Origin of the sequence: Sedimentibacter sp. MB35-C1 (assembly GCF_030913635.1) — a bacterium.
In the GTDB taxonomy this organism is placed as follows: Bacteria; Bacillota; Clostridia; order Tissierellales; family Sedimentibacteraceae; genus Sedimentibacter.
On record NZ_CP133188.1, the window covers coordinates 1830053 to 1856414 of the forward strand.

Annotated in this window: 22 protein-coding genes, 1 tRNA gene and 2 other annotated features; of the genes, 18 read left to right on the forward strand and 5 right to left on the reverse strand. The window is 35.3% G+C overall.

Translation table 11 applies throughout. The annotated features are described in order from the left end of the window. The first annotated feature begins 1 nt into the window (after nucleotide 1). Complete coding sequence (locus tag RBQ61_RS08680) at nucleotides 2-385, forward strand: DUF4363 family protein (protein WP_308136945.1); 384 nt, start codon at nucleotides 2-4, stop codon at nucleotides 383-385. Here RBQ61_RS08680 and RBQ61_RS08685 read toward each other — a convergent pair whose 3' ends face one another. Beyond that, nucleotides 386-1279, reverse strand: a complete 894-nt coding sequence (locus RBQ61_RS08685) for a fumarylacetoacetate hydrolase family protein (protein ID WP_308136946.1) — start codon at nucleotides 1277-1279, stop codon at nucleotides 386-388. It lies immediately after the preceding gene. A gap of 163 nt (nucleotides 1280-1442) precedes the next feature. Between RBQ61_RS08685 and RBQ61_RS08690 the strand changes: the two genes are divergently transcribed. The 3 genes from RBQ61_RS08690 to RBQ61_RS08700 are packed head-to-tail and all read left to right on the forward strand — an operon-like array spanning nucleotide 1443 to nucleotide 8604. Then, a complete protein-coding gene (locus RBQ61_RS08690; RefSeq protein ID WP_308136947.1) occupies nucleotides 1443-6308 on the forward strand; it encodes a cytidyltransferase in 4866 nt (1621 codons plus the stop codon). Beyond that, complete coding sequence (locus RBQ61_RS08695; RefSeq protein ID WP_308136948.1) at nucleotides 6308-7516, forward strand: lactate dehydrogenase; 1209 nt, start codon at nucleotides 6308-6310, stop codon at nucleotides 7514-7516. Before RBQ61_RS08690 ends, RBQ61_RS08695 begins: the two co-directional genes overlap by 1 nt. A 29-nt stretch (nucleotides 7517-7545) precedes the next feature. Next, a complete protein-coding gene (locus tag RBQ61_RS08700; protein ID WP_308136949.1) occupies nucleotides 7546-8604 on the forward strand; it encodes a flavodoxin family protein in 1059 nt (352 codons plus the stop codon). A gap of 72 nt (nucleotides 8605-8676) precedes the next feature. On the opposite strand, the gene RBQ61_RS08705 is transcribed toward RBQ61_RS08700, so the two are convergent. Continuing rightward, nucleotides 8677-9210, reverse strand: coding sequence for a 2'-5' RNA ligase family protein (locus RBQ61_RS08705; protein WP_308136950.1), 534 nt, complete (start codon nucleotides 9208-9210; stop codon nucleotides 8677-8679). A 176-nt stretch (nucleotides 9211-9386) separates the two neighbouring features. After that, a tRNA-Pro gene (locus RBQ61_RS08710) sits at nucleotides 9387-9463 on the reverse strand. Between the two features lie 153 nt (nucleotides 9464-9616). Between RBQ61_RS08710 and RBQ61_RS08715 the strand changes: the two genes are divergently transcribed. Next, nucleotides 9617-9982, forward strand: a complete 366-nt coding sequence (locus RBQ61_RS08715) for a DUF1292 domain-containing protein (RefSeq protein ID WP_308136951.1) — start codon at nucleotides 9617-9619, stop codon at nucleotides 9980-9982. Nucleotides 9983-10070: 88 nt separating this feature from the next. Here RBQ61_RS08715 and RBQ61_RS08720 read toward each other — a convergent pair whose 3' ends face one another. Beyond that, nucleotides 10071-11561: an IMP dehydrogenase gene (locus RBQ61_RS08720; RefSeq protein WP_308136952.1), complete on the reverse strand. Its 1491-nt coding sequence runs from the start codon at nucleotides 11559-11561 to the stop codon at nucleotides 10071-10073. Between the two features lie 241 nt (nucleotides 11562-11802). On the opposite strand from RBQ61_RS08720, the gene RBQ61_RS08725 reads away from it, so the two are divergent. The 4 genes from RBQ61_RS08725 to RBQ61_RS08740 are packed head-to-tail and all read left to right on the forward strand — an operon-like array spanning nucleotide 11803 to nucleotide 15435. Further along, entirely contained in the window at nucleotides 11803-12150 is a 348-nt protein-coding gene (locus RBQ61_RS08725; protein WP_213927000.1) for a PadR family transcriptional regulator, read from the forward strand. Continuing rightward, entirely contained in the window at nucleotides 12137-13537 is a 1401-nt protein-coding gene (locus RBQ61_RS08730) for an FtsW/RodA/SpoVE family cell cycle protein (protein ID WP_308136953.1), read from the forward strand. Before RBQ61_RS08725 ends, RBQ61_RS08730 begins: the two co-directional genes overlap by 14 nt. Beyond that, nucleotides 13527-14198, forward strand: coding sequence for an HD domain-containing protein (locus RBQ61_RS08735; RefSeq protein ID WP_308136954.1), 672 nt, complete (start codon nucleotides 13527-13529; stop codon nucleotides 14196-14198). The genes RBQ61_RS08730 and RBQ61_RS08735 overlap by 11 nt, the downstream gene beginning before the upstream one ends. A gap of 55 nt (nucleotides 14199-14253) precedes the next feature. After that, nucleotides 14254-15435 (forward strand): winged helix-turn-helix domain-containing protein, encoded by a 1182-nt coding sequence (locus RBQ61_RS08740; protein ID WP_308136955.1) that lies wholly within the window; start codon nucleotides 14254-14256, stop codon nucleotides 15433-15435. 236 nt (nucleotides 15436-15671) lie between these two features. Here the strand turns inward: RBQ61_RS08740 and RBQ61_RS08745 are convergent, their stop codons facing one another. Beyond that, complete coding sequence (locus RBQ61_RS08745; RefSeq protein WP_308136956.1) at nucleotides 15672-16538, reverse strand: pyrroline-5-carboxylate reductase dimerization domain-containing protein; 867 nt, start codon at nucleotides 16536-16538, stop codon at nucleotides 15672-15674. 57 nt (nucleotides 16539-16595) lie between these two features. Further along, nucleotides 16596-16793: a binding site (T-box leader), on the reverse strand. A gap of 36 nt (nucleotides 16794-16829) precedes the next feature. After that, nucleotides 16830-17024, reverse strand: a binding site (T-box leader). Between the two features lie 178 nt (nucleotides 17025-17202). Here RBQ61_RS08745 and ftsH point away from each other — a divergent pair. The 9 genes from ftsH to RBQ61_RS08790 all read left to right on the forward strand — a co-directional run bounded on the left by ftsH (nucleotide 17203) and on the right by RBQ61_RS08790 (nucleotide 26332). Continuing rightward, nucleotides 17203-19050 (forward strand): ATP-dependent zinc metalloprotease FtsH, encoded by a 1848-nt coding sequence (gene ftsH, locus RBQ61_RS08750; RefSeq protein ID WP_308136957.1) that lies wholly within the window; start codon nucleotides 17203-17205, stop codon nucleotides 19048-19050. 50 nt (nucleotides 19051-19100) lie between these two features. Next, nucleotides 19101-19949, forward strand: a complete 849-nt coding sequence (locus RBQ61_RS08755; protein ID WP_308136958.1) for a glycosyltransferase family 8 protein — start codon at nucleotides 19101-19103, stop codon at nucleotides 19947-19949. 364 nt (nucleotides 19950-20313) lie between these two features. Beyond that, nucleotides 20314-21237 carry a glycine betaine ABC transporter substrate-binding protein gene (locus tag RBQ61_RS08760; protein ID WP_308136959.1) on the forward strand — a complete coding sequence of 308 codons (924 nt, stop codon included), beginning with the start codon at nucleotides 20314-20316 and terminating at the stop codon, nucleotides 21235-21237. Between the two features lie 197 nt (nucleotides 21238-21434). After that, on the forward strand, nucleotides 21435-22301 hold the full coding sequence (locus tag RBQ61_RS08765; RefSeq protein ID WP_308136960.1) for a pyridoxamine kinase: 867 nt from the start codon (nucleotides 21435-21437) through the stop codon (nucleotides 22299-22301). A 392-nt stretch (nucleotides 22302-22693) separates the two neighbouring features. Continuing rightward, nucleotides 22694-23428, forward strand: coding sequence for a 3D domain-containing protein (locus tag RBQ61_RS08770; protein ID WP_308136961.1), 735 nt, complete (start codon nucleotides 22694-22696; stop codon nucleotides 23426-23428). Between the two features lie 223 nt (nucleotides 23429-23651). Further along, nucleotides 23652-24305, forward strand: a complete 654-nt coding sequence (udk, locus tag RBQ61_RS08775; protein WP_308136962.1) for a uridine kinase — start codon at nucleotides 23652-23654, stop codon at nucleotides 24303-24305. Beyond that, nucleotides 24298-24852, forward strand: a complete 555-nt coding sequence (gene rnmV / locus RBQ61_RS08780) for a ribonuclease M5 (protein ID WP_308136963.1) — start codon at nucleotides 24298-24300, stop codon at nucleotides 24850-24852. The genes udk and rnmV overlap by 8 nt, the downstream gene beginning before the upstream one ends. After that, nucleotides 24852-25718: a 16S rRNA (adenine(1518)-N(6)/adenine(1519)-N(6))-dimethyltransferase RsmA gene (rsmA, locus tag RBQ61_RS08785; protein WP_308136964.1), complete on the forward strand. Its 867-nt coding sequence runs from the start codon at nucleotides 24852-24854 to the stop codon at nucleotides 25716-25718. Before rnmV ends, rsmA begins: the two co-directional genes overlap by 1 nt. 65 nt (nucleotides 25719-25783) lie before the next feature. Further along, nucleotides 25784-26332: a cob(I)yrinic acid a,c-diamide adenosyltransferase gene (locus RBQ61_RS08790; RefSeq protein ID WP_308136965.1), complete on the forward strand. Its 549-nt coding sequence runs from the start codon at nucleotides 25784-25786 to the stop codon at nucleotides 26330-26332. The last annotated feature ends 30 nt before the right edge of the window (nucleotides 26333-26362 follow it).

Here is a 26362-nt window from a genome sequence, read left to right on the forward strand (position 1 = left end):
TATGAGAATGGTTGTAATATCCTTGACGATCCTACTTGTGCTAATGGCTATATGGACTTGGGTGCATTTCACCTCAATAGATCCAATGACTGAATATTATCGAGAAGAATTAACCGGGTTAGGTGATTTAATAGATGCAGGGGATTGGGACAGTGTTGAGTCTAATATGGTCAATTATTATGAAGAATGGCAGGATACCAGAGAGCTGTGGATATATTTTGTCAACCAAGACGATATAGATAATATAGATGCATCTATGGAAAAACTGAAGTCATTTGTAGGAAATCGAGATAAAGTAATGGCTCAAGCAGAGCTTGAGCACTTAAAGGTATTGTTTGTTGTTATAAAAGAGAATGAATGTGTAACATTGGATAATATTTTTTAGTTATTTAATAGTATTAGAGAGCGTACCAATTTTTTCGATTGTACAATCAACGGTGTCACCTGCACTAAGGTATTTTGGAGGCTTAAAACCAGCTCCAACTCCTGCCGGAGTTCCTGTTAATATTATGTCGCCAGGATATAGAGTTATTCCTGCTGACAGGTCACTTATTATTTCAGGTATGTCAAATATAAGTTGATTTGTATTTGCGTTTTGTCTTAACTCACCGTTAACATAGCTTTTTATTTCCAGATTTGGCGGGAAAGGTATGCAGGATTTAGGCACTATGTACGGACCCATAGGGCAGTAAGTGTCGAGAGATTTTCCTTTGTGCCACTGCATGTGATCTTGCTGCATATCACGTGCTGATATGTCGTTAGCTATAGTGTAACCGAAAATCACGCTCTCGGCTTCTTCTCTGGAGACATCTTTGCATTCTTTGCCAATTATAACTGCAAGTTCAACTTCATAATCCAGCTCTTTAACAACTTCTGAATGAGCAATAACCTCATCATTGTGTCCAACTGCAGGATACGCAATCTTGCTGAAATATATAGGTTTCTTCGGAATATCAGAATTAACATTTCTAAGTCCTCCGACTTCGTTAACATGGTCTACATAGTTCTTACCGAGACAGAGTACATTTCTCCTTGGGTAAGGTATGGGTGCCATTATATTAACATCTTCAATTTTAAGATGGCTGTCTGACGAAGCTATTGCATCGTTTAGCTTAGCCGTATCCAGCTGGTCAAAAGTATCAATCAGGTTTAACATATTCGAGGGTACCGGAAAATTTAATTTTTTAAAAACAGCTTCAGCTGGAATGATTTCATTTCTGTTTTCACTTAAAAATCCAATATGCTCTTTGTTTTCATGAAAATAAGTTAGTATGTACATATGAACCTCCATAATTTTTATAATATAATATAATACTTTATCATAAATTTTTCAAGAGTTATTTACATATCTGCTAAATTCCTTGGATTTATGAATTTATTGCAGTATAAACTTTCATATGGTATAATGTTTACATTGAACTTTTAATTTAATGAGGTATATTATGAGTAGATTTATGTTGAATGAGTTACATAAGGAAATACTGCAAAGTCTAACAAAAAAAGATTTTTTGAAAAAAATTAATGTTTCAGAAGAAAAAATACAGTCTTCTATCATCAATAAAAAATTTGTTAATAACCTTCTTATACTTATTAACAAAAACCAATTATTATGCAGAGATGTACTGGATTTGTCTTTCGACATATTAAATAACGTTTGCAATGAGTCTCCTAAAGACTGGCTGTCATACATATTCCAATATACACTGCATAAATCATTTCCTGACGCAACAACGATCAAACTTTTTACAAAATACGAAAATGGCGCTCTCATATACCTGGAAATGCTGAAAACAATACTTCGACATGGGCATAACAGCGGCATGTTCGATAAATTTACTGATTTTAAATTTTTAAGTGAAGATGATATAAAAGATTTGCCAAACCAGGAGGAATATATCACCTTCCTTGATAAGTTTGAAAAAAATTATATATATGAACTTATGATGCTGGATCATGAGGTGAACGGATTCAACACGTTAAACCACGTTGCTGCTGTTCACTATGTTGCAATGCATATTGCCAGCCAGCTTAAGAAGGTGGGTTCGCATGTTAACCTGGGTCTTGTTTCAGGTGCTGCTGCAGGACATGATATAGGCAAGTACGGTTGTAAAGGATTGGAAAAAAGAAGGGTTGCGTATCTGCATTATTATTATACAGATCAATGGTTTACTAAGTACAATATGCCTAATATAGGCCTTATTGCAACAAACCATTCAACATGGGATCTTGAGCTGGAAAATCTGCCGTTAGAATCTCTTATTTTGATTTATGCCGATTTCAGAGTCAAAAATATGTCTACAAAGAATGGACCTGAAATGCACATTTATGATTTGAGTGAGTCATTCCAAATCATACTTGACAAGCTTGATAATGTGGATGAAAAAAAGGAAAAAAGATATCAAAGAGTTTATTCCAAGCTCAAAGATTTTGAAAATTATATAGTGCATGAAGGAATTAATATAGATTTCAAAACTGACGAACCTATGCCGTCTAAATTTGTTGACTATGCTCTTCTGGACGGGTATGAGGTTGTTGAAAACTTTAAGTACATGGCTATAGAGCACAATACTTCATTGATGAGCAAGCTAAACAATGAAGTTGTGTTCTCAAGTATGATAGAATCAGCAAGAAGCGAACAGAACTGGCAGAACTTAAGGGCATATCTGAATATATTGGAAGAGTACTACATATATCTTTCTCAAAAAGAGAAGCTGTTTACGCTAAGCTTCCTGTACGAAATGCTGGTGCACAGGGAAGGTGATATCAGGCGTCAGGTAGCAGGCCTTATGGGAAAAATAATTGTAACATACGATCCCGAGCATTCAAAAGAGCTGCCTGAGGATGTTAAAATTGAGTTTATTGAAGAGAATACAGGGTTATCAATATGGGATAAATACTTAGGTATATTTCTTGATCCTGGCTACAAGGTAACAGATAACCATAAGGAATGGATTGGATATTCATTGAGAGTTTTTGTCGACAGCGTTATTAACTCAAGCAGGAACAAGGATAAGAAAAGCTATCTTGAGATATTTATTAAAAAAATAAAAGAAATTAATGCAGACGAGGTTGCCAGATTCAATGTTTTAAATTCCTTATTGAGCATTCCGATTGACTTGTATGAGAAAGAGCAGTTGGAATTTGTGATTTCGTATTCACTTGATTCTGTTAATGATACTGCACAAAATATAAGTCTGATGGCGGTTCAGTTTTTTAACATGCTTGTAAACTATAAAAGCAGTGCTAAGGCATCATTAGATAAGCTGCGTGAATTTGCATTGCAAGTAAATGAGAATGACGGTTTGTGTATAAATTATTTAAAGGGCAGAATAGCAAAAAAACTAGATGCGCCTGATTATGTTTCGGATAAATACAATGAACTTATGAGCAGCAGTATATACAAAACCTCCGAACTGTTTCTGAATAACTTAAAAGCTGCTACACCTTGGAATGTAAAAACAATCAGCATTGATTTTATTATGGAAAACATAAAAAGTAAAAACGAAGTTACATTGCTTCAGACTGCAACGCACCTTGCCAATCTGGTAAAGGTAAGCGCTAAGGAATCCGTAAGAAATAAGGCTGGAAATTCTTTGGTTGAAATAGGACCGTTTTTATCAATAGAACAGAGAAATGAAATAGCGGTGGAGCTATTTAAAGGCCTTGAAATAGATGAACTTCAATATGCAAAGTACATTCCGGAATATCTGGGCAGGTTTATGATGCTTCTGCCTCCCAAAGAACTTGATGAATGCATTTTGGATTTGAATATAATTTACAAAGGAACTAATCCCCGTGTCAGTGTGCTGGTAATTAATACATTTGGCATAATATTACAGTATTACCCAGAGTACATAGATAGGTTTAAAGAAGATGAAGAATCGTATAATAAGAGACTTAAAAAAATGCTGGGTATTATTTTAAGCGGCCTTGCAAATTATAACACTCAAATAAAGCAGGAAACATTTTTTGTTATAGGGCAGAATGTGTTTGGGTCTAAGATCCTCAGCTTGAAAGAAAAGCACAAATTATTTTTGATTTTATACAAAAAACTTTTGACATTGATAAATGAAAAAGAGCTGGAAGATTTATTTTTCTTTAATAACTCATCATCATTTAATCATATATACAGGTTTATAAGTGATTATGAATTTTATTATAAAAATTTTGATATACATGTGAATGGGAACATTGCATTTTTCCCCGGTACCTTTGATCCTTTTTCATTGAGCCACAAAGGAATCGTAACAGCAATACGAAATCTTGGATATGAGGTATATTTATCGGTTGATGAATTCTCATGGTCTAAGAAAGTGCAGCCTAGGATGATAAGAAGACAGATAATTAACATGTCCATCGCCGACGAATTGGGAGTATTTTTGTTTCCAGACGATGTGCCTGTGAATCTGTCAAGTTCCAATGACTTAAAAGCCCTTAAAGGACTGTTCCCGAAAAAGGAAATATATATTGTTGTGGGTAGTGATGTCCTCCTAAATGCTACAGCATACAAGTCAAGACCTACAAAGCATTCAATACACAGTTTTAATCATATTGTGTTTAAACGCACTCAGGATGAAGTGCCTTCATCTGCCAAGAAGACTGAAGATGCTAAAAGCAGAATCAAAGGAACTATAGTTGATCTTCAGCTTCCAATGTATCTGGAAGATATAAGCTCAACTCAGATAAGAGATAACATAGATAATAACAGAGATATATCTAACTTAATAGATTCTCTGGCGCAGAGCTTTATTTATGACAGAAATCTCTATACAAGAGAGCCTTTAAATAAGGGTATCTTAAAATCTAAGCCGTTTACAATCGAGATAATAGATGATCTGAGCCAAAAAATTGTGGATGAAATAGGCCACTACATTTTCATGCATACGAGTTTATATGAAAATATCGGAGAACAGCTCATTTCCAAAAAAATTAAGCTTCTCGTTATAAGAGACAGCAAGAATTCAAATAAGCTTCTTGGATTCTCAGCGTTTCATAAAATTGCTTCATCAGAGGTATACGGTGAGTTTCAAAGTCAGTATATTGCAAATTATGTAAGAGAAAACACGGCAGGAAGAATAATTATAATAGATGGTATTTTTATGAATCCTAGCAAGATTTATAACAATATGGAACAGATAATACTGACTGAAACTCTTGCATACTGCTTGAAAAATGATTTTACTTATGCTCTCTATTACAACAATATGTCCAATACGAACTCGGACACCATAATAGATACATTAAAGCATCAGGGGTTCAAAAAAATTCATGATGAAGGTATGAATAAATCCGTATATGCTGTTGATATGAAATTTCCAATATGCCTGACACTGAACATGAAGAGCTTTTTAAAAGAATCTCTCAGCACAAATGAGAAGGTTCACGATGCTATCGAAGCTGCCAGAAAGAGGCTTCAAAAGTCACTGACTGAGCTTTACCCGGGATCCTTGGTTCTGTCCATTGACAATGACATGATTAACCAGACGCTTATAAACAAAATATGCAGCATAAATAATGTCAACAATGAAATGCAGATTCCCAGAGCGATAGGGGAAAATATGTGTGTTCCCTTCGGAAATATTTTAAAAGGGATGGTTGTTCCAAATACGGTTACAAAGTCTCTTCATACAGAGAAGGTATATTCAACGGATGCAATGACATTCAAGATAACTGAGTATCCTTTTTATTCACCTATAGAAATTCAGGTAAAAACCATAAAATCCTTTGAAAAACCAGTTATTTTGGTCGATGACCTACTTCACAAAGGATACAGAATAAAAGAATTGGATCCAATACTCAAAAGGTACAATGTAGATGTTAAAAAAATAATAGTCGGCATTATGTCGGGAAGAGGAAAGGACCTGATGGAAATTCAGGGAAGAGATTATGATTGTGCATACTTTATACCGAATTTGAGGATATGGTTTAACGAAAACCTTATGTATCCATTTTTAGGAGGAGACGGTATGTGGATGAATAATGAAAATATGCAGAATTTGATTCCATCCATAAATCTGATACTTCCGTATTATTCGCCAATGTATATAAGCAAGGCAACAAACGAATCGATTTATAATCTGTCAATGGTCTGCCTTGAAAATGCAAGATCGATTCTTTTGGCACTTGAAGCAGAGTATCAAGAGATGTATGAGAAAAAGCTTACCGTTAAAAGACTTGGAGAAGTTTTGATTTCGCCCAGACTTCCATACTTAGGTGAGAACATATATTACGACCTGAACAAGGAGGCTTCCGGCTTTATGGGCGGCAGCATCGAAAAACTTATAAAGCTTGAAAGGATTATTAAATAATGTTTTATTACAAATACAAGAACACGTACCTTTTTTCCCTTGAAGATAATTACAATTTTGAAAAACTGGAAAGTTTGCCGGATAATCTTAATGAGCTTTATTTTCTTTGCAACATTGATAAGAATAAATCTAAAAAATCTTATGCCGTGTCGCATACATCAGATATTTTCGCCATGGAAGAAAGCCTTGAAATGTTGAAGTTAACAGATAGATGCTATGATATAGACGATAAAATAACGAGGCTAATTGAGCAAAGAAAGATAAAAGCCGTAAATACCTCCTATAATGATTTTGAGGACTGCCTTTCAATGGAGTGTAACATAAAGAAGAAAGTAAATATATTGGCGCTTGGAGATGTGGGAAGCACGCTTCTTACGGGACTTAGACTGCTTGGCGGGAATTCCATAGGAAGCATAGGTATATTTGACAGAAGTCCGGATAAGATTAAAAGATGGGAATATGAAATGAATCAAACTTCCTATCCCTTTGATTTTTATTCATTTCCTGAAGTTCAGGGAATTTCAAAAGAGGAATTGTTTGACTGTGATATGTTTGTGTTCTGTGCTTCAAAGGGAGTTCCTCCAGTAGGGTCTGAAGGTATTGACGTAAGAATGGTTCAATTTGAGGAAAATAAAAAGCTTATAAAAGAATACGCGGTAATGGCTGCGAAAAAAAACTTTACAGGAATATTCGCTGTTGTGTCTGATCCTGTTGATCCTTTGTGCGCTTCTGTTCTCAAAGAAAGCGAAGGGAAACTTGCTCCTGAACAGATAAAGGGATACGGCCTTGGCGTCATGAATGCAAGAGCTGCCTATTATGCTAAAAAGGATGATAAATATTCATCTTATTTATCACATGGAAGAGCATTTGGACCTCATGGAAATGGTTTGGTTATTGCAAACAGCATAGATAGTTATGACAATAATCTCTCTGAGGAGCTTACGAAGCTTGCTGTTCAAGCAAATCTTCAGGTTCGTGAAACCGGGTTTAAGCCGTATATAGCACCTGCTCTGTCATCTGGTGCAATATCCATTGTGCTGACACTGGAGGGTAAATGGCATTACAGTTCCAACTACTTGGGGGGAGTATTTATGGGAGCTAAAAACAGAAATATTCCATCAGGGCTGGAAATAGAAAAAATTATAATGCCCAATAAATTGTTTAAGCGTCTTGAAAAAACATATAATGAATTGAAAAAATTTATTTGAACTGATGTTTGCATAACGGGGGTGAAGCAATGAGTAAATTAACTGTAATAATGCCAGGAGAAGTTTCGGAAAGACTTCGTAAAATGTACGAATATTCCACAAAAGGGTACGAGATTGAAATAATAAGAGAATCATGCGAAATTAATAATCTGAAAAATAAGAGAATATTATTTGCGGTAGATCTCGGAGATTCAGGAATAAATATTGAGCTGTTCAAAATCTTAAATAAAATTAAGCTGTCCGGGGATGATTTTATGCAAGATTCATTTGGAAGTGTTCTCATAAACAGCGGTAATGAGCTATATTCACGAGATGTTGCGCGCAAAATAATACTGTACTGTAATCTGGCTGGATGTATGTTCCCGGGAAGGCCGCTTTCGGAAGCTACAGGCTCTCTAAAAAACTTCAGTACCCAGAAAAAAAGAATACCAGGTATGAATCTTGAAGAAATATGCTTCAGTGACAGCAGAAATGTTGTAGAAAGATTAATTGATTTCAAGGTAACAAAAATATCAGATCCTAAAATACTTACGCTTCATGCAAGCAATTACAGAACCTCAAATACGCTGTCTCTATGGAATAAAGTTAAAAAAAATCTAACAGGTTACAACATTAAAGAGATACATATAGAAAACGGGTCTGTGAGAGACTGCAAGGGTTGCCCGTACAAGGCCTGCAAGCACTATTCACAGAGCACTAACTGCTTTTATGGAGGAGTAATGGTTGAAGAAGTGTATCCTGCTATACTTGATTGCGATATTCTCATAATGTTGTGTCCTAATTACAATGATTCCATAAGCGCCAATTTGTCAGCTGTAATTAACAGGCTCACTTCTTTGTTCAGGAAAACTAAATTTTATGACAAATATGTATATTCAGTTATAGTTTCAGGTTTCAGCGGAAGCGATATAATAGCACAGCAGCTCATAAGTTCGCTTAATATAAACAAGACTTTTATGCTGCCGCCGAAATTTGCTCTGATGGAGACAGCAAATGATTTCGGAGCTATTGATAAAATAGAAAATATAGACCATAAAGCTAAGAGGTTTGCTGAAAACATAAAGAGCTGTGTTAGTAAAAAAAATTAACCTGGCTGCTGTCAGGTTAATTTAGCTTATAAAAAGCCCGCCTGTTTCGTTACTGTACAAGGCGGTCAATAATCATTTGTTCAGTTCAAACACGCCTACGGCTTTGCTCATATCAGAAGAAGTTATCTTCAAGCTGGTGATTTCAGCTGTAAATGGAGAAAAACTTTCCCAAAGGATTGAAAGTATCTTCTGTTCCTGACCTGGATCAATCGAAGCTATTGACATATGAGGTGTCCAGCTGTTTTGCTTCAGAGAGAACAAGCATCCTTTATCAGTACAACATTCATCGTATCTTTTGTGTATGTTTGAGTGAAGCTCAAGTAGATTCCAGCTTGAGCAGGGGGCCAAAAAGCATAAGCGAGCATCTGTGAAAAAACCAAAATGGTTTAAGTGGATTTTAATGCTTTTCTGTTGCTTTGCAATTTTATCAATCCACTGTAGCAGATCCTCATCATTTAATTCTGTATATATGCCGAATGTTATGTGCGGCTCGTATTCATCAGTAGCTATACCATGCATTTTTAGCTTGTCTTTTATTCGGTGCACTTCTTGGTTTGCCTGATTATCAAATGTGCCCATGACACATAGAGTTCGTAGCTGATCCATAATACCCCCTCATTATTTTAATTACAGAGTTTTTAGTAAATTATACTATCAGAAATAAATCTTGTCAAATTACGTCCAAATAAAAGCAGCTCCAAGTATCAAACTATATGTGCTATTTTTAACAAAAAAAGCTGCACTTTTATTGGTTATTACCAACAAAAATACAACTTTTAGCTTGGTCGGGATGACAAGATTCGAACTTGCGGCCCCAAACACCCCATGCTTGTGCGCTACCAAACTGCGCTACATCCCGGTTACACTACTATTATAAACAAAAAACTGTATTTTGTAAAGAAAGATTTAATAAAATAATACAAAATTATTTCTTGCAATTTAAAGTGCATTCTGATAGAGTTTAAATATCTATCAATATAATTGATAAAATAATATTAAGGATGTAAATATTATGAATGATAATGAATTATTCGACTGTGGATGCGGCGAAGATGAAGGCTGCGGATGCGGATGCGGCTGTGAACACGAACATGAAGAAGAAATAATGACTATTACCCTCGAAGACGGCACAGAAATGGAATGTGCCATTATTGCCATATTCCCTGTTGGAGAAAAAGATTACATAGCTCTTTTACCGCTTGAAAATCAGGAAGACGGTGAAGTATTCTTATATGGCTTTGAAGAACATGAAGACGGCTCTTTTGAACTTCTTAGTATTGAATCAGACGAAGAATACGAGAAAGTTACGACAGCGTTTGATGAAATACTGGACGAAGCTGAAATTGACGAGTTGCTAGATGATGAGGATGAAGAATAAATAATATAAAACACAATATAAAACACAATATAAAACACAATATAAAACACATAAAAAAAGACAGCCTGAGCTGTCTTTTATATTGTAATTATTGGTTCTTTAGAATAACATCATGAGCTCCGCCCTCAGAAATTGAGGTAGCAGAAACAATTGTGAGTTTTCCGTTCTTTTGCAGTTCCTTAATTGATTTTGCACCGCAGTTACACATTGTGCTTTTTACTTTATGGATTGTTGAACCCAACCCATCATCAAGTTTGCCGGCATAAGGCACATATGAATCTACGCCTTCCTCAAATTGAAGGCCAGCTTTTCCACCAAGATCATATCTTGCCCAGTTTCTTGCCCTGTTTGAGCCTTCACCCCAATATTCCTTTACATAACCGTTGCCATACTTGATTTTGGTAGTTGGACTTTCGTCAAAACCGGCAAAATATCTTCCAAGCATTACGAAGTCAGCGCCCATAGCCAGTGCCAGCGTTATGTGGTAATCTAGCACAATACCACCGTCAGAACATATGGGTACGTAAATTCCAGTATTTTCATAATATTTATCTCGTGCCTTTGCAACATCCAGTACTGAAGAAGCCTGGCCTCTTCCTATGCCCTTCTGTTCTCTTGTTATGCAGATGGATCCTCCACCTATACCTATTTTAACAAAATCTGCTCCCGCATCAGCAAGGTAATTAAAGCCTTCTTCTTCAACGACATTACCTGCTCCTACTTTGACCTTGTCACCGTACTTTCCTTTAATCCATTTTATGGTGTCGTGCTGCCATTCGCTGAATCCCTCAGAAGAATCTATGCACAATATGTCGGCTCCTGCTTCAACAAGCGCTGGGACTCTGTCTTTGTAATCTCTAGAATTGATTCCTGCACCAACAATGTATCTTTTCTGTTTATCAAGCAATGATCGGGGATTTTCCTTATCCTCAGAGTAGTCTTTTCTGAAAACCATGTATACAAGGTTAAAATCGTCATCAATTATGGGTAGAGCATTTAACTTATGCTGCCAGATAATATCATTTGCTTCTGAAAGGGTGATGCCCTCGTGGCCCACTATAAGAGATTCAGCAGGAGTCATAAATTCCTTTGTTTTTTTATCAAGAGGGTCTCTTGTAATTCTGTAGTCTCTGCTGGTTACGATTCCCAAAAGTTTTCCATCTGAGGAACCATCCTCAGTAATTGCCATGGTTGAATGTCCTGTTCTTTTTTTAAGTTCAAGAACATCCTTTAGGGTATCCTCAGGTGTCAGATTTGAGTCACTTATAACAAAGCCAGCTTTGTATTTTTTTACCTTGCGTATCATCTCTGCCTGGCTTTCAATTGACTGAGAGCAATATATAAAAGATATTCCTCCATTTTTTGCAAGTGCTATTGCCATGTTATTGTCGGAAACAGACTGCATAATTGCCGATGAAAAAGGAACATTCAATTTTAATTCCGGTTCATCGCCTTTTTTATATCTACATATAGGTGTGCTTAAATCCACATTTTCAACAATACAATCCTTTGTGGTTAAACTTGGTAAAAGCAAATATTCTCCAAACGTTCTGGAAGGCTCGTTGATAATTCTTGCCATTATTGTTTCTCCTTTTCATATGTAATCCATAAACAAAATTAATAATTATTCTTGAGGTTATCACAACAAGATTGTATTGTCAATATTATATTTTTTTAGAAATCGTTTGTATTGTGCAATCAACAGATATCAGAAGAATGCAAGTGGCGAATCGTAATTATTATACTTTAAGTATTGACATATATAGATTATCTATATATAATTTGTATAGATAATCTATATAAAGGAGGATCAAGTAAATATGTCTGGTAATAAAAACTTGCTGTCGGGAAGTACATCAATGCTCTTGTTAAGGCTACTGGAAGATAAGGACATGTATGGATATGAAATGATTGAAGAACTTGAAAAAAGATCAAATAATATATTCTCATTAAAAGCAGGTACACTATATCCACTTTTGCATAACCTTGAGAAACAAGAATTGATAAGTTCCTATATAGAAAATGCTGACAGTTCTAGAGTAAGAAAATATTACAGTATTACAATTAAAGGAATAGGTGTTCTCAGAGAAAAAAAAGAAGAATGGGATGCTTATGCATTTGCCATTAATCAAGTTTTGCAAGGGGGTGCGAATATTGCAACAATCTAATATTACCGAATACGTAAAGACTGTTTGTGAACAAGTAAGATGGAAAAAGGCTCATGATTTGATTTCGGAAGAAATAAAAGATCATATAGTTGATCAAAAAAATGCATTTATAAATAGCGGTTTAGATGATAAAACTGCAACGGAAAAAGCAATTATTGAAATGGGTGATCCGGTACTGATTGGAACAGAATTTGACCGATCATACAGACCAAAAGTTGAGTGGAGTATTGTTATTTTAACATGTATTATGGTATTTATGGGATTTTTAGTTAGATACTTTGTAATTTACAATTCTGCCGAAAACATAAATATATCTATATCTAAGGATATTTTAAGTATTATAATTGGATTTGCATTTATGACTACAGCATATTTTTTAGATTTTACTATAATCGGAAAACATCCTAAGAAAATTTTTTTTGGACTGATAGTTTTAGTTATAGTAACTTTTACGAATAATAATCCTTACTTTTCACCAACAACTTTTTCGTTTATACTTCTATTTTTCCCAACGATTTTTGCAGGAATTATACATAAAATGAGAAACAAAAGCTATCTGGGAATAATACAAATGGGCATATTTTTTTTCATACCTGCTGTTATTTGTTTAAATGCAAGGACTATTTCAAGCATTATAATTTATTCAATTTCATGCCTTATGTTGTTGACAGCAGCGATTTTAAATGGCTGGGTTAATGTAAAAAAATCAAACGCACTTTCTCTTGTCTATGGAGTTGTTGCATTGGTATCTACAACTTCTATGCTTGTAATAATTTCAACGAGATCTTACATGTTCCATAGGCTTCAAGGGGCTTTTAATCCTTCCCTTGAACCACAAACTTCAGGATGGCTGACAATTTTTGTGCGCAATAGAATTTCTGGTGCAAAGCTTTTTGGACAAGGTTCTTTAGGTGAATATGCAGGAGTTACTTTGCCTAGTAAACATAGTGATCTTTTACTAACATATTTAATACATAAAGTAGGCTGGGTTTCATTTATTGTTGTAACGATGATTGTTATAATATTTATTATTCGTTTATTTAAGCTTTGCAAGAAACAAAAAAGTGTTTTGGCAAAATTGGTATCAACTTCTATATTAATTACATTTACAATGCAAGTTTTTGTATATGTTATTTATAATTTAGGATTTCAACTGTTATCCCCACTTACTTTGCCGTTTTTTTCATACGGGTCAGCATCAATTGTAATAAATATGATATTAATAGGAATATTGCTTTCAGTATTTAATACAGGGGATTTATACTATGATGATAAACCTAAACATGCACTAAACAAAAATAAGTTATTCGAATATTCAGAAGGCAAGATTACTATTGATTTGAATACTAAATTAAAAAAGAATTTGGAGGTAAATAATGAACAATAATGAAATACATAATGAAATTCTGCGAATAGTCCGTGATAAATTAAAGTGTTCTGCTCATAACCTGGACCATGTTATGAGGGTATACAACCTATGCCTGATGCTTGCCGAACATGAAAAAAATGTAGATTTGGATGTTCTTGTTCCCTCGGCACTGCTTCATGATATTGCAAGAGTTGATGAGATAGAGGATAAAACGGGAAAAACGGATCATGCTGTCTTAGGGAGCAAATTGGCCGGCGATATATTGAAAAATATGGACTATGATAAAGAAAAAGTTGAGAAAATTAAACATTGCATATTAGCACACAGGTATAGAACAGGAAATAAACCTATTACGATAGAAGCTAAAATACTATTTGACGCAGATAAGATTGACGCAATAGGAGCTGTAGGCATTGCTCGAGCTTTTATGTTATCTGGCCAAAGCGGGCAAGGGTTAGCATTAAGCGATTCAATTGACGATTATCTTTCATCAAACACTGCAGAAAACGGGAGGATTAAGAATTGGTCAAAACACTCGGCATTAATTGAATATGAATTTAAGCTAAAAAAGATTCCTGATAAATTATATACTGATAAGGCAAAAGAAATAAGCAAAGAAAGAATGAAATTTATGGATGAGTTTTTTAAAAAACTAAAATTAGAATTAGAAGGCAAGTAAAAAGCTTTATAGATGTCGGTTATATGGAAATCTGTTAAAGGGGAAAAACATAATTATGAGGGATATTTATTTAACTAATAAGCAAGCCCGCAGATTTATACTTCTTAAGCACGGCCTTATAGATGACTATAAATTTACGGGTAGGAATGGTGTGATTGATTTTGTACGTCAAGCAGGCTGTATTCAGTATGATCCAATTGATGTGTGTGGTAAGAATGCCGAACTAGTACTGCAATCCAGAGTAAAAGGCTTTACCAAGCAAATGCTTTATTCACTTTTATACGATGACAGAGCCTTGCTTGACCATTTTGATAAGAATCTTGCAATTATTCAATCTGCAGACTGGAAGTATTTATGGCGTCATCGTGAGGTGTATAAAACCGGCGGCAGGAGTCATGACGAAGTAAATAAGGTATGTGAAGAAATCAAAAATATAATACGCAAACAAGGTCCTGTCTCATCTGCTAACATAGGATTTGACAATAAGGTTAACTGGTATTGGAGTAATACAAAGCTATCTCGTGCCGCTCTTGAAACCATGTATTTTCGCGGTGAGCTGGCAGTACATCATAAGAAAGGAACAATTAAGTATTACGATCTTGCTGAAAATTGCATTGACGCAAAGATATTGAATGCCCACAGACCGCATGCCAACGAACTTGACTATCAGAAGTGGTGTGTATTGCGCAGAATTGGTGCAGTGGGACTATTATGGAATAAAGCCTCTGATGCATGGTTGAATATCATAAATCTAAAAGCAGCTGAGAGAAATGAAATTTTTAAGCGGCTGCTTGCAGAAGAAGGGGTACTTGGAGTTAATGTGGAAAATGTAAAAGACAGGTTGTATTGTCTTTCATCTGACTGTGATTTACTTGAAGAGGTATTGCAGGATTCTAAACTAAAAGAACGCTGTGAACTGATTGCTCCTCTTGACAATATGCTTTGGGACAGAAGACTTATTAAGATACTTTTTGATTTTGACTATAAGTGGGAAATTTACACTCCTAAATTACAGAGAAAATTCGGATACTATGTCCTTCCTTTGCTTTATGGTGATAGTTTTATAGGCAGAGTAGAGGTAGTATGTGATCGTAAGAATAAAACGATGATTGTGAAAAATATCTGGTACGAGGAAAATGTCAAGCAAACTAAGAAGTTAAAAAAGGCGCTTAGCGACTGTATCCAAAGATTTGCCGAATTTAATGAATGCGAATATATCAGAGAAGTTTTGATATAAATTATATTCAGTTCTTGAAGAGGAATAAACTGTAAGGGAATCTAAATACTTTATACTTCAGAAATTATTTTATGTGAGGAAAATAATGATACAAGAGCGATTCAAGTATGCTAAAGCAAATAAAGCTGCAATTGTAAGCAAGGAATATGAAATATTGCCAGGATATATTATTTAATAATATGCCCTGACAATAGTGCTTAAACAAATTCATTGCTCTAAAATTACTTATAATTAATTTACACTGCTTTTGAGCATTGATTGCAACCATTTGTAAGGCCGTTTATACTTTCCGCTGCCAATTTTGTTATTTCGTCATATCTCTTGGTTGATGCATTAAGTGCGGCATCGAAAACCTCGGGCAGCTTTTCCTCAAATACCTTTACACCTTCGTAGGTTATGCCCCCCTTGGTGGATACACGGTGTATGGTTTCTTCAAAGCTCATGTTTTTCTCAAGCAGTAGCCTTGAAGCACCAAGCAGAGATACTAAAAGCATGTGTTCCAGCTCATCGTTCGATAAATTTGTGCTTTTTTTTGAAGCGGCCTTAACGAATTCAAGCATTATTTCGGCGAAGAAACCTGGAAAGCTTGCTGTCATATTTTGTGCTAAATTAATGTCTTCTTCGCCTATAATCTTAACTTCGCTGAAGCTTCCTATTATGCTTTCAAAGAATATTCTTTTATCATCTTTCACAAGCTTGTTGTGAAAAGTAAGTGTTACACCACCGTTAACCATTGATATCAGCGTGGGCATGAATATAGTTATACCGCCTTTGTGAAAATTATATATATCCTTGTGTGCAACCATGGAGGTTGACACCATCAAGTAAGTTTCTTTGTTTAAATACGGCTGGATTTCTAAAAGTACCTTAGGTAAATTGAGGGGTTCAACACATAGCAGGATATTACTGCAGTTTTGAGCCAACTCAATATTACTTTTACATATATTCAGCGATGGATATTTTTTTCTTAAGCTTTCCAACTTTTCTTCCGAACGATTTGCTGCATAAATATTTTCTTCTTTAAATAAATTAAGTTCTATAAATTTGCGAAGCATCATTGAGCCCACATTTCCTATTCCGATTATTCCTATATTTTTTTTCATAATAGCCTCCATATATTAATTTTTAGAAATCAGGTACATATAAAAAATCCGCCCTCACTAAGAGGCGGATTATCCACGGTACCACTCTAATTGCCGCAATGCGGCATCTCATTTCAAATAACGGTTTATGCCGTTCAGGTTGCCATACCTGAAAGCTCCGAGACGGGTTCAATATGCAGAGGGACAAAAACATCTCACCACCAGTTTTTTCTCTTTGGACCATGCAAATTTACTGCTTCTCATCACAGCTCATATTCTGTTTTAAGGTATAAAAAATAAAAACCACCTCTACAAAGAGGCGGATATCCGCGGTACCACTCTAATTACTGTATACAGTATCTCATTTAAATAACGGTTTATGCCGTTCGGGTTGCCACACCCGAAAGCTCCAAGACGGGTTCAATATGCAGAGGGACAAAAACATTTCACCACCAGTTTTCTCTCTTTGGACCATGCAAATTTACTGCTTCTCATCACAGCTGTTTATTTTATATTGCATAATATACCAATAATCTAATTTTGTCAATCTTTTTTTTATACCATTATTTGGATTTTTAAAAGTAAATGGATGTTTTTATTATTTTAAGATTCAATTAATGATGTATGGATATAATATTATTATATATTTATATATCATAATGAGGATATAAATGCAGGAGGAAGAATGAAAGAACAAAAAAATACAAAAAGACCGTTTATATATTATTATGGAATAGTGCTCATAGTAATGGTAATGTTAAATGCTTTTTTAGTTCCATATATGAACAAGCTTCGATCTGAAGTGGTAGAAGTTGATTACGGGACATTTCTATCAATGGTTGAATCAGGAGATGTAACAGAAGTGGAAATAGATGACAGGCAGATTGCCTTTCTCTCAAGCTCTCAGAAGGGGACCGTGTATATAACAGGAAAGATGGATGATCCCAACCTAGTGGACAGGTTGCGATTATATGATAAAGATATAAAGTTTTCCAAGGTAATACCAAAGGAAAATTCTACGTTTTTAAATGCCGTATTGTCATGGGTGCTTCCGCTATTGTTCTTTATTGCAATAGGGCAGATATTATCCAGGCAGTTGCAGAAAAGAATGGGGCCGGGAGCAATGCAGTTTGGTAAAAGCAATGCAAAAATATATGTGGAAGCTCAAACTGGCAAAAGATTTGAAGATGTAGCCGGACAAGATGAAGCGAAGGAAGCTCTCACGGAATTAGTCGATTTCCTTCATAATCCAGGAAAATATGAGGAAATTGGAGCATCTATGCCTAAGGGAGCACTTTTGGTGGGGCCTCCGGGCACAGGTAAGACCTTGCTGGCAAAGGCTGTTGCTGGAGAAGCAAAAGTTCCGTTCTTTTCTATATCAGGTTCGGAATTTGTTGAGATGTTTGTAGGTATGGGTGCTGCAAAGGTCAGAGATTTATTTAAACAGGCTCAGGAAAAAGCTCCGTGCATTGTGTTTATCGATGAAATAGATACAATAGGTAAAAAAAGAGACAGCGCCGGAGGAATAGGGGGAAATGACGAAAGAGAGCAGACGTTAAATCAGCTACTAACGGAAATGGACGGATTTGACGGTACTAAGGGAGTAGTTATACTTGCCGCTACCAACAGACCAGAGTCGCTGGACAGAGCTTTGCTGAGACCGGGCAGGTTTGACAGGCGAATCCCAGTTGAGCTGCCTGATCTTGCCGGACGTGAAGCGATTCTTAAAGTTCATGCAAAGAAGGTGCAGCTTGATGAAAATGTTGATTTTAATGCCGTAGCCAGAGCAACTGCCGGTGCCAGCGGCGCAGAGCTTGCAAATATAATAAATGAAGGTGCGTTACGGGCAGTTAAAAATGGAAGGAGTAAAACATCCCAAGATGATTTGGAGGAAGCTGTTGAAGTTGTAATAGCAGGATATCAGAGAAAAAATGCTGTGATTTCACCTAAGGAAAAGAAAATTGTAGCATACCATGAAATAGGTCATGCCCTTGTTGCTGCAAAGCAGACAGAATCAGCGCCTGTCCATAAAATTACAATAATTCCGCGTACTTCAGGGGCACTGGGCTATACTATGCAGGTTGCCGAAGAAGAACAGTTCCTGCTTTCGAGAGAGGAAGCATTCAATAAAATTGTCACTCTTACAGGTGGACGTGCTGCTGAAGAAGTTATTTTCAATACATTTACAACTGGAGCATCAAATGACATCGAACAGGCAACAAAGCTTGCGAGATCTATGGTCACGCGTTACGGAATGAGCGAGGAGTTTGACATGATGGCATTGGAGAGTGTAAGCAATCCGTATCTTGGAGGAGAGTCTTCCATAGCGTGCTCTTCTGTAACTTCTAGCAAAATAGATGATGAAGTCTTAAAACTAATTAAAAATGCTCATGAAAAAGCAATCAATATTTTAAAAGAAAATGAGGATAAGCTTCATGAGCTTGCAAGTTATTTATTAGAAAAGGAAACTATTACAGGTGAAGAATTTATGGAAATATTAAACAGAAAAAACAATCCAAATTCACCAGAGTAATATTAACAATAAGAAGTAAAAGGAATAGTCAAACGAGGAGAATTGCCCCTATGAATATTTTGGTTACGATTGATTCAAATTATGCAGAGCAGTTGACGGTAATGCTTACATCACTTATAACATCGAACAGTAATGAAAAATTTGATGTTTATTTAGCACATTCGTCTCTGACTGAGAATGATTTTAATTTTATTAAAAGAAGCGTTGATAATGATATGTGCAGTATTACAAATGTTGTGATTCCTGACGATATGTTTGCTGGAGCGCCTGTAACAGACCGATATCCGAAGGAAATGTATTACAGAATTTTCGCGGCTAAATATCTTCCGCAAGACATGGACAAAATTTTGTATCTGGATCCTGACATTGTTGTAATCAACGAGATAAGTGATTTGTACAGCATGGATTTGCGCGGCAATTATTTTGCCGCCGCATCCCATGTAGACAAAAACTTGAAGAGGATAAACGGGATAAGGCTCGATATGCCGGAGGATAGTACATATATAAATTCTGGAGTGATGCTTATGAATTTGAAGGAGTTGAGAGAAAACCAAAATGTTAGGGAGGTGTATGATTACATAGAAAATAAAAAACTATTTTTGCTGCTTCCGGATCAGGATGTTCTTAACGGAGTATACGCAGATAAAACCATGCATCTCGATGCATTGATATATAATCTCAGTGACAGATATTTGAATTTTTATAATGCTAATCCGAAAAATATTGGTAACAAAAAGGATATGAGATGGGTAGCACATAACACATCGATTATTCACTACTGCGGACGTAACAAACCGTGGAAGAATAATTACAGAGGAGATTTGGGAGTATTTTATTATTACTATGAAAATATTTTGAAGAGGGGTAAAAATAAATATGCGTTTTGTAAAAATGACTAAAAAAAATTAAACCATGAAGTTATTTGATAAGTTTTACCATTTGTAAAGGATATTTTTATTTACAAAAAAGAGACTGCATAAAAAGTAAGTCTCTTTTTTGTATAAAAACCCTAGCCAAAACAACAACTTGTATGATACACTGAAGTAGTTGGCTTGATTTATAGTTACTAAGAATAAAAAAACTATTAAAATGTATGGTAATGTCTGAGTTTTAAAATATGGCCGGATATGCACTGTGGTTACAATAAATCAAAGGTGCAGTGATTCCGGTTGCTTTTTTATGGCGCAGGAGAGCTGCAAGCTAATGGCTTATTAATGAGTTTACTCGAACTCACTAAAAATACAATTATTTAGGAGGAATTTTATGATTAAAAAATCAAAACATATGAAAGGTTTAGCGCTAGCATTAGTGTTGCTATTTATAGCAGTATCAGTTAGTGCATGCGGTGGTAAAGACGAAAATACTATTAAGGTAGGTTCAAAAGAATTTACTGAGCAAATAATTTTAGGAAAGATATCTGTAATTGCTTTGGAAAATGCAGGTTTTAATGTGGAAGATAAAACTAATGTAGCTGGATCGGATAAAGTACGTATGGCACTTGAAAGTGGTGATTTTGATTTATATTGGGAATATACAGGGACAGCGTGGCTTTCTCACCTTCAGCATGATGAACCTATAACAGATTCCCAGGAAGCTTTTGAGAAAGTAAGAGATGAAGATGCTAAAAATGGAATTACATGGCTCCAGTATGCACCATTAAATAATACCTATACATTGCTGATGAGGCGTGCGGAGGCAGAAGAGCTTGGCATAAAAACGCTTAGCGATTTAGCTGAATATGTTAATTCAAATCCAGAAGAATTAACAGTTGCGGTAGGTCATGAATTTGCAATAAGACCTGACGGATACCCGGGAGTACAGAAACATTACGGATATGCGCATGACGAAGATGATATAAAAATAATGGACATGGGAATTATGTACAAGACTTTACAGGAAGGACAGGTTGATGTAGCAATGGGACTTTCAACAGATGGGCGTATACCCGCGTATGATTTGGTATCTTTGGAAGATGACAAGGCATTTTTCCCAGTTTATAATGGGGCTCCTATAGTTAGAACTGATGTTTTGGAAAGCAACCCTGAAATAAAGGATGTTCTTGAAGAAATTGCTGGATTATTAGATTCTGAAACAATGATGCAATTAAATTATGAAGTAGATATAAATGAGAGAGAGCCTGAAGAAGTTGCCAGAGAGTGGCTTGAATCAGAAGGTCTTATAAAATAATCGAATGAATAAGCACCTAAATAAGGGTGCTTTTTTTTGCAAAACAACTATAATATTATGGAGATTTTATATATGGACAGATTAAATTATAGTGACAGTGTTGGCTGTTATCCTATAATTATGGCAATCTGTACCTTTTGAAAGTACCAAAATTGCTTATAATAATAGTAGCACATTTATAAGAAAGGATATGGCATATGAAAAATGTTCCAAAAGTAGCAGCCATACATGACATGTCAGGTATGGGAAGGTGCTCTATGACGGTTATAATTCCCATAATGTCAGCGTTGGGCTGTCAGGTTTGTCCTCTGCCAACTGCACTTCTCAGCAATCATTCTGAATACGAATATTTTTATTTTTTTGATTTTACTGATCATATGAAGGAATATTACAGCAATTGGGAAAAAAACGATGCTGAATTTGACTGCCTGTACAGCGGTTTTATAGGTTCAGAGAAACAAATTAACATTATGATAGATATTATAGATAAAATGAAGGAACACAATAATCCGTTAATAGTAGTTGATCCTGTAATGGGCGATCATGGCGAAATTTATAAAACGTATACATCTGAGATGGTGCATAAAATGGGCTGCTTGGTAAATAAGGCTGACATAATTACTCCAAACTTGACGGAAGCAGCAATTTTAATCGGTGAAAAATATGACGGTGAGACAATAAGTATTTCTGCTTTGAAAGAGTATTTGAAAAAACTCTGTTCAATGGGGCCTGGCACGGCAGTTATAACAGGTGTTACCACCAATGAGGGAGAACACATAAATGCGTGTTATGATAAGAATACCGATGAATATTGGAAGGTTCCCTTTGAGTATGTTGATACAAGGTATCCAGGAACCGGTGACTTATTTGCTTCTTTATTTACAGGCTACCTATTGGAAGGGAAAAAATTACCGGAGGCTATGGAAGATGCTTCGATATTTATTTCTAAGGCGGTTAAGGAAACGCACAAGGCAAATACTCCGAAATCCGAAGGGGTTATGTTTGAAAAAATAATGAAAGAATTATACAAGAAACACAAATATTATAAATATTCACGAATATAAATATTAATGATGACATACATGAAAGCGGCCCATGGCGCATCCATAAAGGACGATACCAGCTGTTTTCATGTATTTTTTATGTTAAATTGGTATATTTTATAAAAATAAGCAAATACTATGTGTAATTTACGGGAAAATTTATATAAAAAATCCTTAAAAATGCACAGCAGTCGAATTTCTTAACACCACTTAAGAAAAAATTAATTTGTTTTATTTATATAAATCGGTTATAATAGCACTTGTGCAAAAAAATATGGGATTTTGCATAGGGATTGCCAGAGAGCTATAAGTTAATACTTATACAAAAAGTAAATTTTTCCAGTAAAAATTTACACCTTTATTTGACAGGTAGAAATGTCAATTTTGGAAAAAAGTAAAAGGTTGGTGATAATATGAAAAGAAAAATATACCCATTTATTATGGCAGTATTGATAATGAGCTTTATTGCATTTTATTATTATGATGAAGGAAGCATCGGTGCAAATGTGTTTGCGGATACAAAAAATAACTTAACGGCAATATCAAAACCTTCATTAAAAGAAATAAAATATGATATTTACAAAACTGGAGTAGAGCATGAAACAAAAATATTATATAACAATGAAAAATATGTTGACTATAAGAAAGTAGTTCAGAAAGGATCAGACGGAATGAAGAAATCAGTTTACCAGGAATGCTATACTGACGGAAAACTGACTTCCAAGTCTCTGAAAAAAGAAATAGTATACATTGATCCGGTAGACGAAATTATTGAAATAGGAACAAAGGAATATGAAGTTGTCACATCAAGAGGTGGAATCAGATTTGAAGAAGAGCTTGATATGATAGCAAGTGCATATGATTTATCATATGAAAGCTGCGGCAAGTATCCCGGTGATCCTTACTATGGAATAACAGCATCTGGCACGAAAGCTCAGCCAGGTACGGTTGCGGTGGATCCAAGTGTAATCCCGCTTGGAACGAAGCTATACGTAGCTTCTACAGATGGCAGTCCTGATTATGGTTTTGCAACGGCTCTCGATACAGGAGGTGCCATAAAGGGAAACCGAATCGACTTGTTTTTTGAAGACGGTACAGTATGTTACAACTATGGGATGAGACAAGTAAAAGTTTATATTTTAGAGTAGCCCATCTGAAGCTACTTGATAAATTAAAAACAAAATGAAGTCCTCACACATATAAGTGAGGACTTCATTTTTATCTTTTTAATCAGTAGATTTTTTTATAATAATAAAAACCTTATAATTTTGAATTTTTAAAAATCAATCGGATTTTTTTCTTTTTTCATGTAGGCAAATTGTAAAAAATAGTGTATATTGTTATTATAAATTATTTACATGTGAGGAATGTATGAAAAAACCAATATTTATAGGAATATCAGGAGGAAGCGGCTCGGGAAAAACAACAATAGTTAACAGAATATATTCAGCTGTACCCGAAAAGAGCATTACAATAATGGAGCATGATTCATACTATAAGGATCAGAGCTCATTAACATATGAAGAAAGATGCAAGACAAATTACGACCATCCGTTTGCGTTTGATACGGACTTGTTTGTAGAGCACATAAAGGAATTAAAAAAAGGGAATTCGGTAAGAAAACCGATTTATGATTATGGAATACATAACAGAAAGAATGATACGATTGCTGTGGATCCAAAAGAGATAATTATAGTTGAGGGGCTCTTGGTATTCTACGAAAAAAGAATAAGAGAGTTGCTGGATATTAAAATATATGTTGATACTGATGCAGATATCAGAATTTTAAGAAGAATCGTAAGAGATATTAACGAAAGGTCAAGAAGCCTAGAATCGGTAATAAGCCAATATATGGGTATGGTAAGACCGGCTCATGAACAATTTATAGAGCCAAGCAAGAAATATGCCGATATAATTGTTACAGAAGGCGGAAACAACCTTGTTGCTGTAGACCTTATGGTTACAAAAATTAAATCTCTGCTGGAAAGCTCTAAAAATGTTATGAGGGGCAAAGCTTATGATTAAGGAAATAATAGTCGTTGAGGGTAAATCAGACATAAACGCAGTGAAGAGAGCTGTGGATGCGCAGGTTATAGCTACAAGCGGACTGGGACTCAACCAAAATATTATCAAGACTATAAAAAGAGCTTCAAAAGGAAAAGGAATTATAATACTTACAGATCCGGACTATCCCGGTAAAAAAATAAGATATATGCTTTCAGCTGAAATAGAAAACTGCAAGCATGCTTTTATTCCAAGAGACAAGGCAACCAAAAACGGTGATGTCGGCGTTGAAAATGCTTCTCCGGACATAATAAGAGAAGCATTGAAAAATGCACGGGCTGAAATAACTGAATGCAGGCAGGAATTTACTAACAGGGATATGATTTACTATGATCTTGCAGGCAATGACAATGCATCCAAAAGAAGAGCCAAGGTTGGTGATGAGCTTGGCATAGGATATTGCAGTGCAAAACAATTCTTGAAAAGAATAAATTCATTCGGTATAACCAGAGCCGAACTGGAAAAAGCAGTTATATTGGCAGATAAAAAAGAGGTAGCGGATAAATAATGGATGACAAAAAACTATACTCCCCAAGAGTGATGAAGGATATACTTGATAAGTACGGATTTAAGTTTAGTAAGAGCCTCGGGCAGAATTTTCTCATAGACGGAAATATAATCAATAAGATAGTAGATGTAGCAGAACTGGATGAAAATTCCGGAGTGCTTGAAATAGGACCGGGATTTGGTACTCTGACCCAGATTCTTTGCGGCAGGGCGAAAAAGGTTGTTGCTATAGAAGTGGATAAAAGTCTGGAAAAGGTGCATAGGGAAACTCTGAATTACGACAACCTTAAATTAATATATGATGATTTTATGAAGGTAGATGTAAATAAGCTTATTGATGAAGAGTTCTCCGGACTTGATGTAAAAATAGTTGCTAATTTGCCTTACTACATAACAACTCCAATAATCATGAAAATACTTGAAGAAAAATATAAAGTTTCAAAGATTGTGGTCATGGTTCAAAAGGAAGTGGCTCAAAGGCTTAATTCAGCACCTGGAAGTAAAGAATTCGGAGCTATAACTCTTGCGGTACAATATAGGGCAGATACGAATATTGCCATGATTGTTCCGAATTCCGTGTTTATGCCACGGCCAAAGGTAGATTCGGCAGTAATTGAATTCAACATCCTGGGCACACCTAGAATAACTGTACAGGATGAAGATTTACTTTTTAGGGTAATAAAGGCATCGTTCGGACAGAGAAGGAAGACTTTGCTTAACGGAATGAGCAACAACTTGAAAATATCAAAGGATATTGTTAAAAATGCTTTGGAAAATGCGGAAATTGACCCGAGTGTCAGGGGAGAGATGCTGTGTCTGGAGCAATTCGGAAAAATTTCGGATGAATTGAGTAAATTAATTTTATAATTAAAACACATAAAACGGGGTATATATTACAATAACATAATATAGTAATATAATGGGAGGCATTTATGAAAATTTATACCAAGACAGGTGATAAAGGACAGACATCGCTTTATGACGGAACAAGAATTGACAAGGATTCGTTAAGAGTTGAATCCTACGGCACTGTTGATGAGCTTAATTCTTCCATAGGTGTTGCAATCAGATTTGTTGAAGATGAAGATATAAGGGAATCTCTCAAAAAAATTCAGATGCGCCTTTTCTTTGTAGCCGGTGAGCTTGCTACAATTGAAGAAGGAAGGTACAAATATAAGATAACGGAAGAAGATATAGCGGCTCTTGAAAAAATAATCGACGGCTGTATTTCAGAAATAAAAGGGGAAGATAAATTTATAGTTCCAGGCTCTTCGAAAGCAGCGGCATACCTGCATGTAGCCAGAACTATATGCAGAAGAGCAGAGAGAAGAATAATAACATTAAAAAAGCATGAGCAGGTTAGTGATGTTCTCCTTAAATTTGTCAACAGACTTTCAGATGTTCTTTATTCATATGCAAGATACCTTGAAAGTGATTTGACTATAATGGATTTTGAAAAAGCATATAATGAAAAGCTCTAAGTTCTATAATTATCTGAAAGGGAAACGGAA

Excerpts from the sequence above, each read along its gene's own strand:
- RBQ61_RS08680 (WP_308136945.1), top strand. The coding sequence starts at position 2 with ATGAGAATGGTTGTAATATCCTTGACGATCCTACTTGTGCTAATGGCT.
- RBQ61_RS08685 (WP_308136946.1), bottom strand. The coding sequence starts at position 1,279 with ATGTACATACTAACTTATTTTCATGAAAACAAAGAGCATATTGGATTT.
- RBQ61_RS08690 (WP_308136947.1), top strand. The coding sequence starts at position 1,443 with ATGAGTAGATTTATGTTGAATGAGTTACATAAGGAAATACTGCAAAGT.
- RBQ61_RS08695 (WP_308136948.1), top strand. The coding sequence starts at position 6,308 with ATGTTTTATTACAAATACAAGAACACGTACCTTTTTTCCCTTGAAGAT.
- RBQ61_RS08700 (WP_308136949.1), top strand. The coding sequence starts at position 7,546 with ATGAGTAAATTAACTGTAATAATGCCAGGAGAAGTTTCGGAAAGACTT.
- RBQ61_RS08705 (WP_308136950.1), bottom strand. The coding sequence starts at position 9,210 with ATGGATCAGCTACGAACTCTATGTGTCATGGGCACATTTGATAATCAG.
- RBQ61_RS08715 (WP_308136951.1), top strand. The coding sequence starts at position 9,617 with ATGAATGATAATGAATTATTCGACTGTGGATGCGGCGAAGATGAAGGC.
- RBQ61_RS08720 (WP_308136952.1), bottom strand. The coding sequence starts at position 11,561 with ATGGCAAGAATTATCAACGAGCCTTCCAGAACGTTTGGAGAATATTTG.
- RBQ61_RS08725 (WP_213927000.1), top strand. The coding sequence starts at position 11,803 with ATGTCTGGTAATAAAAACTTGCTGTCGGGAAGTACATCAATGCTCTTG.
- RBQ61_RS08735 (WP_308136954.1), top strand. The coding sequence starts at position 13,527 with ATGAACAATAATGAAATACATAATGAAATTCTGCGAATAGTCCGTGAT.
- RBQ61_RS08740 (WP_308136955.1), top strand. The coding sequence starts at position 14,254 with ATGAGGGATATTTATTTAACTAATAAGCAAGCCCGCAGATTTATACTT.
- RBQ61_RS08745 (WP_308136956.1), bottom strand. The coding sequence starts at position 16,538 with ATGAAAAAAAATATAGGAATAATCGGAATAGGAAATGTGGGCTCAATG.
- ftsH (WP_308136957.1), top strand. The coding sequence starts at position 17,203 with ATGAAAGAACAAAAAAATACAAAAAGACCGTTTATATATTATTATGGA.
- RBQ61_RS08755 (WP_308136958.1), top strand. The coding sequence starts at position 19,101 with ATGAATATTTTGGTTACGATTGATTCAAATTATGCAGAGCAGTTGACG.
- RBQ61_RS08760 (WP_308136959.1), top strand. The coding sequence starts at position 20,314 with ATGATTAAAAAATCAAAACATATGAAAGGTTTAGCGCTAGCATTAGTG.
- RBQ61_RS08765 (WP_308136960.1), top strand. The coding sequence starts at position 21,435 with ATGAAAAATGTTCCAAAAGTAGCAGCCATACATGACATGTCAGGTATG.
- RBQ61_RS08770 (WP_308136961.1), top strand. The coding sequence starts at position 22,694 with ATGAAAAGAAAAATATACCCATTTATTATGGCAGTATTGATAATGAGC.
- udk (WP_308136962.1), top strand. The coding sequence starts at position 23,652 with ATGAAAAAACCAATATTTATAGGAATATCAGGAGGAAGCGGCTCGGGA.
- rnmV (WP_308136963.1), top strand. The coding sequence starts at position 24,298 with ATGATTAAGGAAATAATAGTCGTTGAGGGTAAATCAGACATAAACGCA.
- rsmA (WP_308136964.1), top strand. The coding sequence starts at position 24,852 with ATGGATGACAAAAAACTATACTCCCCAAGAGTGATGAAGGATATACTT.
- RBQ61_RS08790 (WP_308136965.1), top strand. The coding sequence starts at position 25,784 with ATGAAAATTTATACCAAGACAGGTGATAAAGGACAGACATCGCTTTAT.